Source organism: Photobacterium kagoshimensis (assembly GCF_050337045.1).
In the GTDB taxonomy this organism is placed as follows: Bacteria; Pseudomonadota; Gammaproteobacteria; order Enterobacterales; family Vibrionaceae; genus Photobacterium; species Photobacterium kagoshimensis.
The window spans coordinates 71,333-90,437 of record NZ_JAKJSO010000022.1 but is presented as its reverse complement, the minus strand read 5'-3'; the positions used below and the strand labels follow the sequence as shown (position 1 = coordinate 90,437).

The 19,105-nt window shown below is 47.2% G+C and carries 15 protein-coding genes; 6 read left to right on the top strand and 9 right to left on the bottom strand.

Features of this window, described 5'->3' with window-relative positions; translation table 11 throughout:
- Positions 1-6: 6 nt before the first annotated feature.
- The 4 genes from gspF to gspC are packed head-to-tail and all read right to left on the bottom strand — an operon-like array spanning position 7 to position 5,688.
- A complete protein-coding gene (gene gspF, locus L4C35_RS19455) occupies positions 7-1,227 on the bottom strand; it encodes a type II secretion system inner membrane protein GspF (RefSeq protein WP_428464455.1) in 1,221 nt (406 codons plus the stop codon).
- Entirely contained in the window at positions 1,227-2,723 is a 1,497-nt protein-coding gene (gene gspE, locus L4C35_RS19450; RefSeq protein ID WP_428464454.1) for a type II secretion system ATPase GspE, read from the bottom strand. The genes gspF and gspE overlap by 1 nt, the downstream gene beginning before the upstream one ends.
- Positions 2,723-4,747, bottom strand: a complete 2,025-nt coding sequence (gene gspD / locus L4C35_RS19445) for a type II secretion system secretin GspD (protein ID WP_428464453.1) — start codon at positions 4,745-4,747, stop codon at positions 2,723-2,725. The genes gspE and gspD overlap by 1 nt, the downstream gene beginning before the upstream one ends.
- 38 nt (positions 4,748-4,785) lie before the next feature.
- The gene (gspC, locus tag L4C35_RS19440; RefSeq protein ID WP_428464452.1) at positions 4,786-5,688 is read right to left on the bottom strand and encodes a type II secretion system protein GspC; all 903 of its coding nucleotides are present in this window, start codon (positions 5,686-5,688) and stop codon (positions 4,786-4,788) included.
- Positions 5,689-5,982: 294 nt separating this feature from the next.
- Here gspC and hslR point away from each other — a divergent pair, with 294 nt between their 5' ends.
- The 4 genes from hslR (at position 5,983) to L4C35_RS19420 (ending at position 11,608) form a co-directional block, all read left to right on the top strand.
- On the top strand, positions 5,983-6,390 hold the full coding sequence (gene hslR, locus L4C35_RS19435; RefSeq protein WP_428464451.1) for a ribosome-associated heat shock protein Hsp15: 408 nt from the start codon (positions 5,983-5,985) through the stop codon (positions 6,388-6,390).
- A gap of 22 nt (positions 6,391-6,412) precedes the next feature.
- Entirely contained in the window at positions 6,413-7,288 is an 876-nt protein-coding gene (gene hslO, locus L4C35_RS19430) for an Hsp33 family molecular chaperone HslO (RefSeq protein WP_428464474.1), read from the top strand.
- 323 nt (positions 7,289-7,611) lie between these two features.
- Positions 7,612-9,243 carry a phosphoenolpyruvate carboxykinase (ATP) gene (gene pckA, locus L4C35_RS19425; RefSeq protein ID WP_428464450.1) on the top strand — a complete coding sequence of 544 codons (1,632 nt, stop codon included), beginning with the start codon at positions 7,612-7,614 and terminating at the stop codon, positions 9,241-9,243.
- 196 nt (positions 9,244-9,439) lie between these two features.
- On the top strand, positions 9,440-11,608 hold the full coding sequence (locus L4C35_RS19420) for an AsmA family protein (RefSeq protein WP_428464449.1): 2,169 nt from the start codon (positions 9,440-9,442) through the stop codon (positions 11,606-11,608).
- On the opposite strand, the gene L4C35_RS19415 is transcribed toward L4C35_RS19420, so the two are convergent.
- The 3 genes from L4C35_RS19415 to L4C35_RS19405 all read right to left on the bottom strand — a co-directional run bounded on the left by L4C35_RS19415 (position 11,557) and on the right by L4C35_RS19405 (position 13,932).
- Positions 11,557-12,483 (bottom strand): bifunctional GNAT family N-acetyltransferase/hotdog fold thioesterase, encoded by a 927-nt coding sequence (locus tag L4C35_RS19415; RefSeq protein ID WP_428464448.1) that lies wholly within the window; start codon positions 12,481-12,483, stop codon positions 11,557-11,559. The two genes, L4C35_RS19420 and L4C35_RS19415, sit on opposite strands and share 52 nt — an antisense overlap.
- A gap of 64 nt (positions 12,484-12,547) precedes the next feature.
- Positions 12,548-12,985, bottom strand: coding sequence for a D-aminoacyl-tRNA deacylase (gene dtd, locus L4C35_RS19410; RefSeq protein ID WP_428464447.1), 438 nt, complete (start codon positions 12,983-12,985; stop codon positions 12,548-12,550).
- On the bottom strand, positions 12,982-13,932 hold the full coding sequence (locus L4C35_RS19405; protein ID WP_428464446.1) for a virulence factor BrkB family protein: 951 nt from the start codon (positions 13,930-13,932) through the stop codon (positions 12,982-12,984). Before L4C35_RS19405 ends, dtd begins: the two co-directional genes overlap by 4 nt.
- An 86-nt stretch (positions 13,933-14,018) precedes the next feature.
- Between L4C35_RS19405 and L4C35_RS19400 the strand changes: the two genes are divergently transcribed.
- Positions 14,019-14,660 carry a DUF2959 domain-containing protein gene (locus L4C35_RS19400; RefSeq protein WP_428464445.1) on the top strand — a complete coding sequence of 214 codons (642 nt, stop codon included), beginning with the start codon at positions 14,019-14,021 and terminating at the stop codon, positions 14,658-14,660.
- A 15-nt stretch (positions 14,661-14,675) separates the two neighbouring features.
- Here the strand turns inward: L4C35_RS19400 and L4C35_RS19395 are convergent, their stop codons facing one another.
- Both L4C35_RS19395 and typA read right to left on the bottom strand, forming a co-directional pair.
- A complete protein-coding gene (locus L4C35_RS19395) occupies positions 14,676-15,206 on the bottom strand; it encodes an AAA family ATPase (protein WP_428464444.1) in 531 nt (176 codons plus the stop codon).
- Between the two features lie 138 nt (positions 15,207-15,344).
- Complete coding sequence (gene typA, locus L4C35_RS19390; protein ID WP_428464443.1) at positions 15,345-17,174, bottom strand: translational GTPase TypA; 1,830 nt, start codon at positions 17,172-17,174, stop codon at positions 15,345-15,347.
- A 516-nt stretch (positions 17,175-17,690) separates the two neighbouring features.
- On the opposite strand from typA, the gene glnA reads away from it, so the two are divergent.
- Positions 17,691-19,100 carry a glutamate--ammonia ligase gene (gene glnA / locus L4C35_RS19385; protein ID WP_428464442.1) on the top strand — a complete coding sequence of 470 codons (1,410 nt, stop codon included), beginning with the start codon at positions 17,691-17,693 and terminating at the stop codon, positions 19,098-19,100.
- The last annotated feature ends 5 nt before the right edge of the window (positions 19,101-19,105 follow it).

Sequence of the window (19,105 nt, the reverse complement as noted above, 5' to 3'; positions counted from 1 at the left end):
AGAGAATTACATTCCGACCATGTTATTGAGTTCAATGATCGGCATTAAGGTAGCAATAACAATAAACATGACTATGCCCGCCATCGCTACGATTAATAAGGGTTCAAACACCCCTAGCGCCATGTTGACGAGGGATTCAAAATCGCGATCTTGGTTATCGGCCGATCGCGTTAGCATTTGCTCCAATTCACCACTGCGCTCACCACTGGCGATCATGTGCAGCATCATAGGGGGAAACAGTTTGGTTTGCTCTAGTGCAATGCGTAGGCTCGAGCCTTCGCGTACTTTATCGGATGCAGCCAAAATTTGCTGATTCACCCAGGTGTTGGTCATCACATCAGATGCGACCTTCATCCCATCCAACAATGGGATGGCACTAGAGGTACAAATAGATAAGGTACGGGCAAAGCGAGAAGTATTAAGGCCGCGAGCAACTTTCCCTATCACAGGGATCGTTAAGACCCAGCGATCCCACCGCAGACGAAAGTCCGGCTTTTTCAGCGCCGTTTTCACCCCTGCAACCAAGGCAATAATGGCAATCACCACCACGATCCCCCAGTTCTGCACAAAATCACTCGCCACCAACAAGACCTCAGTGATCCCAGGCAACTGCTGCCCCATTTGTACAAACTGATCGACAATCTTCGGCACTACGGTTGCCAATAAGAAAGCCACCACAGAGACCGCTACCAGCGTCAGCATGGTTGGGTAAATCATCGCTTGCTGGAGCTTACTGCGCATTTGCTGACGGTTTTCGGTGTAATCGGCTAAGCGGTTCAGTACCGTATCAAGGTGCCCCGATTTTTCACCCGCCGCCACCATGGCACGAAACAGCTGATCAAACACATGTGGGTATTCCGCCATACTGTCTGACAAAGTGTAACCTTCCACGACCCGCGAACGAACGGCTAATAGCATGTTCTTTAAACGCGGCTTTTCACTTTGTTCGGCGACTGCTTTTAAACACTCTTCCAGTGGCATCGCGGCTTGTACTAGTGTGGCAAGCTGGCGCGTGATCAGTGACAGGTCATGAGTACTAATGCCGCGCCGAAAAGAAAAACTACTGCTCGCTTTCTTCTTTTCACGCTCATTGGTTTGTACTACCTCGGTAGCCATCAACCCTTTTTCACGCAATTGCTGACGAACTTGACGGGCATTATCCCCTTCTAGTACGCCTTTTTTCTGTCGTCCCTTGCTATCAAGGGCTTTGTATTCAAATGCCGCCATTAGCCTTCCTTGGTCACTCGCATCACTTCTTCAAGCGTAGTAATACCTAAGCGCACTTTCGACAGGCCATCATCGCGGATACTTGGTGTGTACTCTCGTACTGCGCGTTCAATCGCTTGTTCACCCGCCTCGGCATGGATCAGTTCTTGGACGCGATCATCGATCATCAACAGCTCATGGATACCGGTTCGGCCACGGTAGCCTTTGTTATTACAGTGCTCACAGCCAACAGGATGGTACAGCGTTAGCGATTCATGCTCAGGGACATTGAACAGCTTTTTCTGTTCCGCGTTGGCTTCATACGGGTCTCGACATGCTTTACACAGCGTACGCACTAAGCGTTGCGCTAATACACCCAGTAATGAAGAAGACACTAAGAAAGGTTCGATCCCCATATCACGTAAACGGGTGATCGCACCCACCGCAGTGTTGGTGTGAAGGGTCGACATTACCATGTGACCCGTCAACGATGCCTGTACCGCAATGGCCGCGGTTTCTAAGTCACGGATTTCACCCACCATGACCACATCAGGATCCTGACGCAAGATAGCGCGTAGCCCACGGGCAAACGTCATATCAACCTTGGCGTTGACTTGAGTTTGGCCAATCCCATCGATATCAAACTCAATCGGGTCTTCCACCGTCAGAATATTACGTTCTTGGCTATTGAGCTCTTGCAAGCCAGCATACAAGGTGGTGGATTTACCCGAGCCTGTCGGGCCTGTCACCAAGATAATGCCATGCGGACGATCGATGATTTTGCGGAAGTTAGCATGGTTAGCCGCGGTCATACCTAGGCTATGCAAATCAAGGCGGGTCGCATTCTTATCTAACAAACGCAATACCACACGCTCACCGTGAGACGAGGGCATGGTCGAGACACGTACATCAACCGCGCGACCACCGATCCGCAGCGAAATACGCCCATCTTGTGGCACGCGCTTTTCCGCAATATCGAGTTTCGCCATAACCTTGATCCGCGAAACCAGCAAAGGGGCCAGTTTACGGCTTGGCTGCAACACTTCACGCAGTACCCCATCGATCCGAAAGCGGATCGACAGCACTTTTTCAAAGGTTTCGATATGAATATCGGACGCCGCTTCTTTGATCGCTTCCGCTAACATGGCGTTGATCAATTTAATGATTGGCGCGTCATCTTCTGACTCGAGCAAATCTTCCGTTTCTGGCAAATCTTCCGCCAACGAGAAGAAATCATCGCTGTCAGAACCTAAGTCTTCCATCAACTGGCGCGCTTCAGAAGAATCACGCTGATAAGCTTCTGTCAGCTTAAGTTCAAACGCTTTAACATCAAGCTCTATCGGCGTAAAACCTCGCGCAGCGACGCGACGCACTTCCGCCAATACTGACGCAGACAACGTGCCCGCATACAGTAGTTGCCAACCTTGCTCGCCAGCTTCTAGTACCACTTGGTGGCGCTTAGCAAACGAGAAAGGTAAACGAAAAAACGGCTGCGTATCTGCAGCGAAGGTGCTCATTACTGATTCTCCAGCTGCGCCACAAATGCCCGCACTTCAGCAGGCAGTGCAATATCTTCACCGTATTTCGGTAGTACTGGAATTTGCGTGTTCGGCATCAGCTTCAAGCCTTTATCTGCTTTATACAGTTGCTCGGCACGAATGTAGTTATATTTACGCTGAGTAATACCATCGGCCGTCACTCCATCACGAATAATGGTTGGCTTAATAAATACCATTAAGTTGGTTTTACTGGTGGTGGTATTGGTCGATTTAAACAAATGCCCTAAGACAGGGATATCACCCAAAATTGGAATTTTAGACTCGCTCTCTTTGGTGTCTTCATTAATCAAGCCACCGAGCGCCAGCATCTGGCCATCTTGTACTAACACTGAGGTATTGAGCTGACGTTTCGCAAAACGCACATCCACCGCGCCGTTGGCACCCAGTACGCTCGACACTTCTTGCTCAATTTTCAGCTGAACCGAATCCCCTTCGTTGATTTGTGGGGTGACATTCAGCTTAATACCCACCTCTTTACGTTCAATAGTCTGGAATGGGTTGTCGTTATTCGAACTCGACGCAGAGCCTGTCACAACAGGGACTTCTTCACCGACAATGAATGATGCTTCGCCGTTATCCATGACGGTAATACTTGGGCTAGACAGAATGTTAGAGTTGCTGTCGGTCGATACCGCATTGACCAGCATGGTCCAGTCACCCATCACGATCCCCATCATGGCACCGTTCACCCCACCCAAAGCTTTACCCAAGGTGCTGTAGTCACCATTTTTGTCGGGTGTCGTGGTAGTTACTGTACCTGTAGAGTTAACCGTGGTGGTGGTTGAGCCTTTGATATCTTCCGCTTCTTTTAAGCCAATCGCGTATTGTGAAATCGGCACGCCAGAGTTAGCAAACTGAACAGCACCACCTTGCAGCGAACCCCATTGCACCCCGAAGTTAACACCGTCACCTTCCGAAATTTCGACGATCATGGCTTCAATCAATACCTGTGCACGACGAATATCCAGCTGAGCAATCACATTCTCGAGCGCACGCATCACATCAGGCGGCGCCGTCAGCACTAGTGCATTGGTATCTTCGTGCGCCGAAATCATCACGGTATCTTTGCTTGATGAAGCATTGCCTTTCGAGCTATTGCCTTTTTTCTCAGACTGGATGTTGTCAGACACCCCTTTGAGTACATCAACCATGTCTTCTGCATTGGCGTATTTTAAATACACCACACGGTTATTACCCGATGAGGCCATTTCTTTATCAAGCTGGCGGATCAAACGCTTTAAGCGCGCACGTACTTTCGGGTCACCCGACAACAGCACTGCATTGGTACGGTCATCAGCCACTAATTTAGGCTGTAAGAAGCCTGGCGTTGCTTTGGCATCGGCGGTCTTATTCAGTGCCTCAACAATACGGACCATTTCAGCCGCCGAGGCGTTATTTAGCTCAACCACATCAATTTCTTTATCACCGGCACGGTCTACACGTTCAATGATTTCTGCTAAGCGATTCACCACTGCCGCACGACCCGTGATCATAATGATGTTAGCGGGATCGTAATGAACCACATTACCCGCACCTGCATTATCGTTTAACTGACGCAGTAGCGGTGACAGCTCACGTACCGAAACATTACGCACGGCTATAACACGCGTAACCACCGCATCGCCTGTCACGCCGTCTTTACCATCAACAACCGGGATCGCCGAAATTTTCGCGTCTTTATCGCGAATAACTTTAAGTACGCCGTTCTCCATCTCAACCACAGCAAAACCGTACACTTCCAATACATTGAGGAAGAACTGGTAATATTGCTCGTCGTTAAGTAAATCGTAACTACGCACATTGACTTGGCCACGTACCGCAGGGTCAACAATGATGGTTTTTTCTAGGTTTCGACCCACAATGTTGATGAACTCTTGAATATCAGTGCCTTTAAAACTGGCGCTGAATTCACTGGCTGATACGGTGCCACATAGCAAACTACCCAGTAGCAGCCAAGCGCGCTTATTCATCCATTTTTTCACTAATTTCTCCTGCGTATTACGCATGCTTGCTTTGGTTGCTACTGCAACTCAATATAAATATCGTGTAACTGACCTTCACGCTCTACCGTCAAAGTAAAGCTGGTCGCTTGAGAAAGCTCAGTCCAGAGTTTCGCCATCACGGTGGGATCCGTTAAGTCATTACCATTCAGGCTAACGGCAAGATCATTGGCTTTTAAGCCGACAGCATCGAATAACACCCGCTCTTTACCTGGGTTAACGCGGTAGCCAATCAGATCACCGTCTTTTTTCACTTGGGAAAGGCGAATGTAACTAAAGAGGTTTTGGGGTTTATCAAGGATTTCTTGCTTTATCTTACTCAACTGCTCACCAGATACATTACCTTGGCGAGCAGACGTTTGTGATTTAGGGCGAGAGGCGGGGGGAGTATTTGCTGTCACTTTGCCAAATTCCACCCCATCAAGCATCAAGGTTTCATCACGGCCGCTATTACGAATAATGACACGATCCGCATACACAGCTTGTAACGTGGCACGGGTACCATCAATCGCTTCGCTCAAGCCGTAAGTATTTTGCTTTCCTTGATGTGCAATTACCGCAAGGCTGGTTTTGTTCTGCGAACTTGCAACAACCCCCACTAAGCGTAAATTCAAACGTGTTTGAGGCGCATCTTGCTTAACCGGCTCTTGCTTAACAACAGGGGCACCTTGTTGGTAATGACCAAACAGGTTCATCGCAAGAACATCAGACACCTTAAAGCCAGTTTGTTGACCCGTGGCGGCCGCTTGCGCCTGGGGCTGCCACCTTGCCACAGCCGTGGTCGGTTGCACCGCAGCCCAAATTAAACGCCCAAGGATCCACGCTAACATCACCACCATTAGCCAAGTAAAGCCACGGGTTAATGTTTTCGTCGGTATTGGTTTTTTGTTGGGCAACATGTCCAACCATTTAGATACAACCATATAAAATCCGTATTGAGTTGTTTTATGGAGCTACGTTATATGTGTGACGGACAGTACAGAATACTCTGAGATGAGGTTGCACACAGCAATTCTTTACATGATCCCCGTAATATACCAGAGCAGATCACGAAAAAAACACACTAGCTATCAATAGACTAGCCATTTAGGAGAATTAATTCCCATTTTAGCGTTGAAAACTCGATCATATATCACCATTTACTTGTCTTAACCCGCAGCTGACGCTATTGCAGTTATATGCTATTTTTAGCGCCCAAATTTGCTAAGGAGCACGTTGTGAGCCAGCGTTCAAACGCATCAGATGATAACCAAGTTCGCCTAGATAAATGGCTATGGGCTGCCCGTTTTTACAAAACGCGCTCCATCGCCCGTAATATGGTTGATGGCGGTAAGGTGCATTATAACGGCCAACGTTCAAAACCCAGTAAGCTGGTAGAACTCGGTGCAGAAATACGAGTACGACAAGGCAACGAAGAAAAAACCATTGTTATCGTTAAGTTGTCGAGTGCTCGCCGCGGCGCTCCCGAAGCACAAACCTTGTATCAGGAAACAGAAGACAGTATTAAACAACGCGAAGAGCACGCGAAACTACGTAAACTCAACGCATTCGATAATCCAAGTCCAGATAAACGTCCTGATAAGAAACAGCGACGCGATATAATTAAATTTAAGAGCAGTAACTAATCCTGCTGGAGAAGACATGAATATGACAAACGACAGTCTTTATCGTTACCTATTTGAAGGTGTTTCTGTACGTGGCGAACTGGTACAGCTTGCTGACACCTATCAACAAATCATTTCCAGCAAGGAATACCCAGCACCTGTACAAAACCTGCTTGGTGAACTCCTCGTTGCAACTAGCCTTCTTACGGCAACATTAAAGTTCGAAGGTTCAATTACGGTTCAGCTTCAGGGTGACGGTCCAATCAAATTGGCGGTGATCAATGGTGATCACGACCAAAAAATGCGCGGTGTCGCACGCTGGGACGGTGACGTACCAGCCACAGAAAACATTCATGATCTGATTGGCAAAGGCCACATGGTGATTACCATCACCCCAACAAAGGGTGAGCGTTACCAAGGTGTAGTCGGTCTTGAAGGTACAACGTTAGCTGAGTGCCTAGAAGGTTACTTCGCAAATTCAGAGCAACTTAAGACGCAAATCATCCTACGTGTTGGCGAGCATGAAGAAAAAGCGATGGCTGCAGGCATGCTGCTACAAATTATGCCTGACGGTCAAGGTAGCGCCGATGATTTCGATCACCTGTCGCAGCTAACCAGCACAGTGAAGAACGAAGAGTTATTTGGTCTAAAAGCGGAAGATGTATTGTACCGCCTATATCACCAAGAAGAAGTGAAACTGTTTGAACCGCAGCCAGTTGAATTCCACTGTGGTTGTTCACGTGAGCGTAGTGCTTCGGCCATTTGTTCCGTTGAACGCATAGAAGTAGAGAAAATCTTAGCCGAGGAAGGCAAAGTCTCTTTACACTGTGATTACTGTGGTACGACTTATGACTTTGATAGCGTTGACGTTGCAGCATTGCATGAAAACGCGAGCGTTGGTGACAACCAAGTACACTAATTAATTTTTGTCCCGTATTAACTGACAAAAAAAATCATGATAGCCGAATTTTATTCGGCTATTTTTTTAACTGAAGCACACTTTCCGCCCAGCCTTACATTCATTTTTCACGCCTAAATATCGCTTTTTTCAAGAGAAATATTAATTTCGAGACCTAGCGCAAATACGTAACACCCCTGTAAACTAACCAACCCAATACGGTTAAATAAAATTACTTAACGGTAACAAGTTAATGGTTAATTTTTGATTAACCTCCCTGAATTACCCCTTTAGGGTTGTTAGCATGGTCGACAGTTAAACTACATCTTACCCAAGGAGCACCTATGACTGTCCTTAACGTCGAAAAAAAGGTTGCAAAAAACATGGATCTGTCTAAATACGGTATCAAAAATGTTACAGAAGTAGTACGTAACCCTTCTTATGAAGTTTTATTCGAAGAAGAGACTAAACCAGGCCTAGAAGGATACGAAAAAGGTATCGTGACTGAGCTTGGCGCAGTATCAGTCGATACCGGTATTTTCACAGGCCGTTCGCCAAAAGATAAGTTCATCGTAAAAGATGATACGACCCGCGATACGCTATGGTGGGCCGATCAAGGCAAGAACGACAACAAAGCGATTGACCAAAATGTCTGGAATGATCTGAAAACCCTAGTAACAGGTCAACTTTCTGGCAAACGTCTATTTGTTATCGACGGTTACTGTGGTGCTAATCCTGATACTCGTCTATGTATTCGCGTGATCACTGAAGTGGCATGGCAAGCACACTTCGTGAAAAACATGTTTATCCGCCCTACAGCAGAAGAATTAGAACACTTTGAGCCAGATTTCGTGGTAATGAATGGCGCGAAGTGCACCAATGAGAAGTGGGAAGAGCAAGGTCTAAACTCTGAAAACTTCACCGTGTTTAACCTGACAGAAAAAATGCAGCTCATCGGTGGTACTTGGTACGGCGGTGAGATGAAGAAAGGCATGTTCGCCATGATGAACTACTTCCTTCCTCTGCAAGACATCGCTTCAATGCACTGCTCGGCCAACATGGGTGAAGACGGCGACGTTGCGGTATTCTTTGGTCTCTCTGGTACAGGTAAAACAACCCTATCTACCGATCCTAAGCGTGCGCTAATTGGTGATGACGAACATGGTTGGGATGATAACGGTGTCTTCAATTTCGAAGGTGGCTGCTACGCCAAAACCATCAACCTATCTAAAGAAGCAGAGCCTGATATCTACAATGCGATCCGTCGCGATGCATTGCTAGAAAACGTGACGGTGCGTGCTGATGGTGCAATTGATTTCGACGACAACTCGAAAACAGAAAACACTCGTGTGTCTTACCCTATCTACCACATTGAAAACATTGTTAAGCCAGTATCGAAAGGTGGCCACGCTAACAAAGTGATTTTCTTATCGGCAGATGCATTCGGGGTACTACCACCCGTTTCTAAATTGACACCAGAGCAAACTAAGTACCACTTCCTATCTGGCTTTACCGCTAAACTGGCAGGTACTGAGCGTGGCATTACAGAGCCAACGCCAACCTTCTCTGCCTGTTTCGGTAATGCGTTCCTAACCCTTCACCCAACACAATACGCAGAAGTATTAGTGAAACGTATGGAAGCAGCAGGTGCAGAAGCTTACCTTGTGAACACAGGTTGGAACGGTACTGGCAAGCGTATCTCGATTCAAGATACCCGTGGCATCATTGATGCCATCCTTGATGGTTCGATTGACACGGCAGAAACCAAAGATATTCCTATCTTTAATCTTGAAGTACCAACCTCGCTACCAGGTGTTGATCCAGCGATCCTTGATCCTCGTGACACATACACGGACCCACTTCAGTGGGAAAGCAAAGCCGAAGATCTGGCACAACGCTTTATCAATAACTTCGAGAAGTACACAGATACGACTGAAGGTGCATCACTTGTCGCTGCTGGCCCACAAGTCGACTAATCACGGTATGCACTAATTACCGGACAATAAACACCTAAGCCCCTCTTGCAGGGGCTTTTTTACACCTCATCGTCACCGCGATCTCCTCTCGTGACTAACATAGTTAGCTTCATGCTTTTTTATTCCACGACTTGCCTAGACTCGGCTTTTACGCCACTCTGAATACTTCACAACAGACTGAAGTAGTGAGAGCGCTATGCGACTATTCGGAAAACTGCTCGCAACCTTAACCATCATAGTGCTATTGGTTCTCACGATCAGTGTAGCCTTATTACACACCCGTCATGCTGCGCCAGTGATCGGGCAGCTCACCCGAGTCCTGAGCAACTACCAATTCGATGCCAACGCGCTCTCTTATACCATCACCGACCCTTGGCACCTCACGATTGAACAACCGACCGTTATCGATCCTGATCAACAAATCCATCAAGCACAGCAAGTACAGCTGTGGTTAGCACCGCGTGAGACATTGTTTGCTTGGTTCGGGCTCACGTCATCAAGTAACCCAACACCCAGTTATCAGACGCAGCCAGCGGTACCACTGTGGTACTTTGATAGCATCCTGATCAGCGGTGTCGATATTGCACACGTTGAACAGCCAAATCATCAACCAAGCCAAGCGCAGAGTGAAATACACTACCCAGCCATTTTCACCCACCGCCTGGCTTTAAAGCAGATGAATCTTACTACCCCAAGATTCACGCTACACAATGGACAAGTTCAACTCGATAACTGGCAACCCAGTGCTGCTTTCTGGGGCGACTTTTCAGGGGATTTTCGCATTGCCGCCCCACAAGTCGATTGGCAACAACACACCTTTACTGATCTGTTAGTGGATGGAGAAAAAACAGGCGGGTATCAAGCAGACGAAGCATGGCGTATTTACGGTTATTCGTTTGACTGGTTAGGCGCCAGCATCAATGGTCAGGCAAACTTTCTTCCTGACAGTCATCAATGGATCCTGGATCAAATTACAGTGGCCAACCTTCAGTTTGAATCGGCATTAACCACTCATCAATTAGCACAACAAGCCCATGACTTAATTACGAATACCCTCATCAACCAAACTAGCGATCATAACGATGACTCTCACCAAGTGGCGACCACGCTGACTATCGGCCGACTGGATGTGGTGGATAGCCAAATCGAACTCGCCGACTTATCCCTTAACCAACTCAATTTATCGCTACTCAATTGGCAACAAGGCAAGTCTCGCTGGCAACAAAGCGACAGCCAATTATCACTCAGTGCCGACAGTATTTTATGGCATGAGACCGTGTTTGATAGCCCACTGTTGGATCTACGTTTCACCCCAAACACTACCCTTATTGAAGGGCTTTCCAGCAAAGTGTGGCAAGGTTACCTGCGCACCAAGGGGAAGGTGACACCCAATACGATTCACCTCAATCAATTGACGCTAAATAACATTAAGGCTTTTCTAGCGCCGCAATGGCCTAGCCAACTCAACGAATTATTCGCGCCGTATGACGCTATCGACATTCAGACATTAGACGTAGGCTACCTTCAACTAACCGATACCAACCCTGAACTACCTTTTCAGCTCAGCGGGATTAATATCGACGGCAGCGAACTGCGCCTTAAGCAAAGCAAGCATTATGGATTATGGCAAGGTAGGCTCACCGCCAGTGCTGGGTTTGCCAGCATTAACACTGTCGAGCTGGTGGAACCCTATATCAGCACTCATAGCCAAGCGGGTAACTGGCAGTTGGATCAGCTGACCCTGCCATTCAAAAATGGTTTACTTGAGGCCACAGGACAATGGGCGCTGACGCAACCCGCCCAGCCGTGGCACATTACGGCCACAACAGACAGCGCGCCATTATCCATCCTTCCGCAATGGCTAGGGTTGCCTTTGCCGCTTGAGGGAAAAGTTGACTCGAGTATTGCGTTAAGTGGCTTAGCCCATAACCGCGCCAGTTTTAATTACAGCTTAGAGGGAGCGATTCAAGCCGATTTCCGCGATGCCCACTTGCTCAGCACACCCGCAGAATTTAGCCAGCAGCTTGCCAACTGGCGCGCGAATCCAACGCAAATATCGCAGGAAAAAATCCCCACATTAGCAACCTATACCAGCATACAGGCAACACCGTCGACAGCATCAGCAATCGCTATCTCACCACTCACAGTCACCAGTGATCGGGGGCGCATAGCACTACAAGCATTTACGATTAAAAATACAGATATTCAGACAGTACTCGAGGGACAATGGGATTTAGCGCAACCGCAAAAACAAAAACTGCGCCTAAATGTGGCGCAGTCTTGTCAGCTATTTGAGCGAGTGTGGCAACATCATCAGCAACCCGCCCCTGTCTCGCTGTCATCTTGTGATGGAAACAGCATATAAGTGCCCGTAAAGGTTGAGGCGTGATGATCACCGCTGAATACGTTCACTTCAACGGTGACTCGGCCTTTACGGCCACTGGCTAGGCGATCGAGATCGCCACTTAACCCTTCCACCGAGGCAACAGCGCGCGGACGCTCTTTCACCGCAGCGCTATAGCGAATATGGCTATCCACTAGCACAATATCAGCATTGAGCTGACGCTCTTTGAGTAGCATCCAAATAAAGCCCCATCCCGCCAACGTCGCCATGGTAAAGATACTGCCTGCAAACATGGACTCATTAGGGTTTAAGTTGGCATTAAAGAGTGCACTGACCTCGAAGCGGTAACCCGTATATTGGCTAATTTTGATCCCCATTTTCTCACTGATAGGGATCTGAAATTGCCACAACTCTTGCAGTGCTTGGCACCATTCAGGGTGACGCACCACTTCTGTAAGTGGGTCTAAATGCTTCAGCATCTGCTGGTGACGAACAGGGCCACGCTCATCACTCAGCTCACCTTGGCTATCAAAACCATTTTTCAGATAGAAAGGGATCGCATCTTCACGCGCATTACAGACTAAACGCTTGGCACCTTCTTGACGCGCTAACGACTCTAAAGCCATCAGTACTAATGCGCCCATCCCTTTATGACGATAGTTAGGGTGTACCGCCATAAAGCGCACTTGCCCGTCGTTATCAGGCGTCATGTACAAGCGACCAACGGCAATGGCTTCCTCTTTGTCATCCACAATCATCCGATGGCAACACAGCTCATCGTAGGCATCCCGCTCTGATCCTGCTGGCATATGCCATGGTTCCCGCAACATCCGCCACCGAAAGTCGTAGTAACGAGCTAACTCTTCATCAGTTTTTGGGGTGATAAGTCGAAACATGAATTCCCTCTCTTGATTACCTAACCCACAGCCATTTCTATGTGAAAAACCACATCAGACCAAGCTATACCTGAAGCCAGAATGTCACTGGACCCTCGTTTTGTAAGGCCACTTTCATATCTGCAGCAAAGATACCCGTTTCAGTTTGGATTTCTTTACCCTTACAACATTCGACAAAATATTCGTACAGTCGTTCCGCATCAGCAGGCGCAGCCCCTTTTGAAAAGCTAGGGCGCATGCCACTATTGGTATCTGCCGCCAACGTAAACTGCGACACCACCAACACGCTCCCACCCACTTGCTGTACGTTAAGGTTCATCTTACCGGCATCATCTTCAAACACGCGGTAGCCTAATACTTTGTCACGTAATCGCTGCGCTTTTTTCTCATCATCGTCTTTCTCAACGCCAAGTAAGACTAATAACCCTTTACCAATAGCGCCAGTCACTTGACCATCAACAGTCACACTGGCTTCACTAACGCGTTGAATAAGCGCAATCATTCCGTTCTTTCCTTTTTAGTATCTACATCATTGTCCGACACAGCCGTCTTATTTTTCGGACAGGGCTGCTTGGTGGCATTCTCATGTTGCAGTGGACACCACTGAGAACGCTCTCCGAGGCTGGCTGTAATTTCAGCACCAAGCAATACAATACACCAACACAAATAAACCCATACAAATAAAATTGGGATCACCGCCAATGCCCCATAGATCACTTGGTAAGACGGAAAATTTGTAATATAGAGTGCAAAACCTTTTTTACTGGCTTCAAACAAGACACTGGCGGTCAGTGCACCAATTAAAGCATGGTTGAACTTCACTTTGGTATTAGGCACCAATAAATACAGCCCTAAAAATGCCAGACTCGACATCACAACAGGTAAACCACGCAGCATTTGTTGAAAGAAGCCATTCACTAATTCACTGCCCAGTAAATTGAGCGATCCCAGGTATGAGCTCACCGCAATGCTAGAGCCCACCAAAATAGGCCCTAAGGTAAGTACCATCCAATAGATAGAAAACGAGATAACAGGTCGGCGTTTTTCATGTATTCGCCAAATATAATTCAACGCCGTATCGATAGTTGAAATCAGCATCATCGCCACCACAAACAAGGCGCCGATACCCACGGCAGTCATCTTGCCTGCATTGGCGACAAATTCATTAAGGTAGGTTTTCACGATTTCGCCCGCTGCGGGGACAAAATTCTCAATCACAAAATTTTGCAGCAGTTCGCCTAATCCAGCAAAGACTGGAAAACTGGATAATGCCGACAACACCACGGTGATCATCGGCACTAAAGATAACAAGGTTACATACGCCATAGAGCCTGCCGTAACCGTTAATCGGTCATGTGTGGCACGCTGTTGCAGGTAACGTAAAAACGCAAACCCAACTTTGACTCGCTTCAATAATTGCAGCTTGCTAGTTGTCTTGTTGTCAGCCATATTCATTTAATCTATCGGTTAAATTATTTGTGTTTAACTCGCTAACCCACAGGATCAGCAAGATTTTTACGACAAGGAGTGTGTCTATGCCTTACCTGCTCGCGCTACTATTCAGTGTATCGCTACTTTCAGGCTGCCAGAGTGCTTATTATTCCGCAATGGAGCAAGTCGGCGTTCACAAACGCGATATTATGGTCGATCGCGTCGAAGAAGCCTCTGAAGCACAACAAGATGCCCAGCAACAATTTACCAGCGCATTAGACGCGCTCAAAGCCCTGAACCAGTTTGATGGTGGTGAGCTTGAAGCGGCGTACAACAGCATCAACGATCAGTATGAAGACAGTGTTGATGCAGCGGATAAAGTCAGTAGCCGTATTGCTGCTATCGAAGATGTGGCGGATGCACTCTTTGCTGAGTGGCAACAAGAGCTTGAGCTTTACTCAAGCGCGAAGTTAAAACGTGATAGCCAAACCAAGCTACGATCAACTAAAGCCTCCTACCAAACCATGCTCAGTGCCATGCACCGCGCCGAGCAAAAAATGGCCCCCGTGCTAGATACGCTGCACGACAATACGCTATATCTAAAGCATAACCTGAATGCGGCGGCTATTGGCTCACTGCAGGGTGAATTCAATGATTTGCAGCGTGATATTCAGCGCGCGATCAAAGATATGGAAACCGCCATTTCAGAATCAGAACGCTTTATTGCCCAGCTTAAAAAAGCGTAGCAAGACACACTGCGGCTAACGTTCATTCAATCGAGTCAACACCCAGTTGGCTCGCTCTTCCACGCTACCCCATGGCACATCAACCACCTCGTACCCTAACGCTTGGTAGGTCGTTATCAGCTGCTGATGGATCACTAGTGCTTCCTCAAAGGGGTATGGGCGCTCATCATCTTGCTCGTAAATGTCAGGATTAGGCGTACAGAAGAAAACACGGGCGTGATAACCCACCGCCGCGTCTTGATATTGCTCTGCTACCTCACAACCACCTAAGGTTAAATAGGCACAAATATCAGGTATGGCACGATCAACAAACGCAGGCATAGTATTGCGAAGGGCTTCACGACGTTGATTACTCATTGCCGTTAAACAAAGTTCAGCAAACGCAGGCAAGTTAGTCCACGGCAGTACCCCATCAGGTTGCTGGGCTTGATCGCGGATCAAGGTGCGTGATACTTCAGGAAAGACCAGATATCCCTTATTCGCCAACGTATTCAGTAACGTTGTTTTCCCTGCGCCTGGGCCACCAGTAATAATGATAGGTTGCATTGTACTATTCCTTGATAAACTCCCAACCATCATACCAAACCTTGCTCTGGTATGAGGAGTAATCCTGATCTTTAGCCATAAAAAAATCCCCCCACAGCATACGCTATGGAGGGATTTTTAACGGAGGTTAGCGGCTAATTACTTAGCTGCACGGCCTGCACGTTTACGATCGTTCTCAGTAAGCAATTTCTTACGGATACGAATGCTAACTGGTGTTACTTCTACTAGCTCATCGTTATCGATGAATTCTAGTGCTTGCTCAAGTGTGTACTTGATAGCAGGAGAAAGCGTTTGAGCTTCATCAGTACCAGATGCACGAACGTTCGTTAGCTGCTTACCTTTAAGACAGTTAACAGTTAGGTCGTTTGCACGGTTGTGAATACCGATTACTTGGCCTTCGTATACTTCATCAGCGTGCTCTGCAAATAGACGGCCGCGCTCTTGAAGGTTGAATAGTGCGTAAGTTAGGGCTTTACCCGTAGCGTTCGAGATTAGAACACCGTTGTTACGCTGACCAATTGTACCGCCTTTGTGAGCACCGTAGTGATCGAAAGAGTGGTAGATAAGACCAGAACCTGAAGTCAGTGTCATGAACTCAGTTTGGAAACCGATAAGACCACGAGAAGGCATCATGAAGTCCATGCGAACACGGCCTTTACCATCTGGTGCCATATCAGTCAGTTCACCTTTACGTAAACCGATGTTTTCCATGATACCGCCCTGGTGCTCTTCGATAACATCGATAGTCACAGTTTCAAACGGTTCCATTAGTTGACCATCTTCTTCTTTGATGATTACTTCTGGACGAGATACTGCTAGCTCGAAGCCTTCACGACGCATGTTTTCGATCAGGATAGATAGGTGAAGTTCACCACGACCTGAAACACGGAAACGATCTGGGTTATCAGTTTCTTCAACGCGAAGTGCCACGTTGTGTACTAATTCTTTTTGTAGACGCTCAAGGATGTTACGTGAAGTAACGAACTTACCTTCTTTACCCGCGAACGGAGAAGTGTTTACTTGGAACGTCATAGTTACTGTTGGTTCATCAACAGAAAGCGCAGGAAGTGCTTCAACTTCGTTGATGTCACAGATAGTGTCTGAAATTTTCAGTTCACCAAGACCTGTGATAGCGATGATGTCACCCGCTTTTGCTTCTTCAACTTCGTGGCGCTCAAGACCAAGGTAGCCAAGAACCGTACCCACTTTACCGTTACGCTTCTTACCGTCAGCACCAACGATAGTTACTTGTTGGTTAGGCTTAACTGTACCGCGAGCGATACGAGCAACACCGATAACACCTACGTAAGAGCTGTAATCAAGTTGAGATACTTGCATCTGTAGCGAGCCTTCAACATCAACGTCTGGTGCCGCTACTGTGTCAACAACAGCTTGGAACAATGGTTCCATGTTCTCGCCAGTTTCGCCTTCTTCCATTGTTGCCCAGCCGTTTAGTGCTGATGCGTAAACAACAGTGAAGTCTAGTTGTTCGTCAGTTGCGCCAAGGTTGTCGAATAGGTCGAATACTTGATCCATAACCCACTCAGGACGTGCACCTGGACGGTCAATCTTGTTGATTACAACGATTGGCTTAAGACCGTATGCGAACGCTTTTTGCGTTACGAAACGGGTTTGTGGCATTGGGCCATCAACCGCATCAACGATAAGAAGCACAGAGTCAACCATCGACATGATACGCTCAACTTCACCACCGAAATCGGCGTGTCCAGGGGTATCTACGATGTTGATGCGGTAGTCATTCCAGTTAATTGCTGTGTTCTTAGCAAGAATGGTAATGCCACGCTCTTTCTCGATATCGTTAGAGTCCATTACGCGCTCTTCAGCTTCGCCGCGACCTTCTAGCGTACCAGATTGCTGTAACAGCTTATCAACCAGGGTAGTTTTACCGTGGTCAACGTGAGCAATAATTGCGATATTTCTTAGTTTATCGATCTGTTGATTAGACATGGATTTCACATTCACTCAGAACATGCAGCGACCAACGGGTAGCTACTTGGTTAAAAAAACGGCTCATAATTTAACAGATTTTACGCCAAAACCCACGAAATATGTGATTTATATCACCAGCTTTTTGAATTTAATCTTTCAAATACTGCTAAACCCTTATAAACACTGGTCTCAGCGAAAGTTTGAGTAACGAAAAATACACTGTCATTTCAGCAAAGTGTCGCCGATAATGGCGAAAGTTCGTCCAGTAATGGAATTGACAACGACCCCGCCTACGATAAGGTAGTAGGCGCACTAAAAAGTGGCAAGCCACTAAATTGCACCACAATGGTGCATCTAGCTCACCATAATTGTGCAGAAAAGGATTCTCATCGTCTCAAAAACACCAAAAAAGGGCATTTTTTGGGACTTTAAAAATTGGCACACTTTTCGCTTAACTTAAATCAGTTAGCTCATAATGAGCAATGCACAAGTTTTGCGGCCAGTTGCCCAATCTAACACCGGAGGTTACTCAAGATGTCAGTAGAAAACGTACTAGCGCTGATCCAGGAAAATGAAGTTAAGTTTATTGACCTACGTTTTACCGATACCAAAGGTAAAGAGCAGCATATCTCTATTCCTTCTCACCAAATCGACGCCGATTTTTTTGAAGAAGGCAAAATGTTTGATGGTTCATCTGTTGCTGGCTGGAAAGGCATTAATGAATCAGACATGGTGATGATGCCTGACGCATCAAGCGCAGTACTCGACCCATTCACGGAAGATTCAACACTTAATATTCGTTGTGACATCCTTGAGCCTGCGACAATGCAAGGTTACGATCGTGACCCTCGCTCTATCGCTAAACGCGCAGAAGAGTTCATGCGTTCAACAGGCCTGGCTGATAACGTACTGGTTGGTCCTGAGCCAGAGTTTTTCCTATTTGATGACGTGAAGTTCAACACTGACATGTCAGGCTCTTTCTTCAAAATCGATGACGTAGAAGCCGCTTGGAACACAGGTTCTGATTTCGATGGCGGTAACAAAGGTCACCGTCCTGGTGTGAAAGGCGGTTACTTCCCAGTTGCTCCTGTTGATTCATCACAAGATATTCGTTCAGCTATGTGTTTAATCATGGAAGAAATGGGTCTGGTTGTTGAAGCTCACCACCATGAAGTAGCGACGGCAGGTCAGAATGAAATCGCAACCCGCTTCAACACGCTAACAACCAAAGCTGATGAAATCCAAGTGTACAAATACGTTGTTCACAACGTCGCACACGCATTTGGTAAAACAGCAACCTTCATGCCGAAACCACTGGTAGGTGATAACGGCAGCGGTATGCACGTTCACATGTCACTCGCAAAAGATGGCCAAAACCTGTTTGCTGGTGACAAGTACGGCGGCCTATCTGAAATGGCGCTTTACTACATTGGCGGTATCATCAAGCACGCTCGTGCCATCAACGCCTTTGCTAACCCAGCAACAAACTCATACAAGCGTCTGGTTCCTGGCTTCGAAGCACCTGTGATGCTGGCTTACTCTGCACGTAACCGTTCAGCGTCAATCCGTATTCCTGTTGTACCTAGCCCGAAAGCACGTCGTATCGAAGTACGTTTCGGTGACCCAGCAGCCAACCCATACCTAGCCTTCGCAGCAATGCTAATGGCGGGCCTTGACGGTATCCAGAACAAGATCCACCCGGGTGAAGCGATGGATAAAGACTTGTACGACCTACCAGCAGAAGAAGCAGCGGAAATCCCAACTGTTGCTGAATCACTACAGGGCGCACTACAGTCACTCGACGAAGACCGTGAGTTCCTAACATCTGGCGGTGTATTCTCGAACGACTTTATCGACTCTTACATCGAGCTAAAATCTCAAGATGTTGCGAAAGTAAACATGACAACGCACCCACTTGAATTTGAACTTTACTACTCAGTATAAGTAAC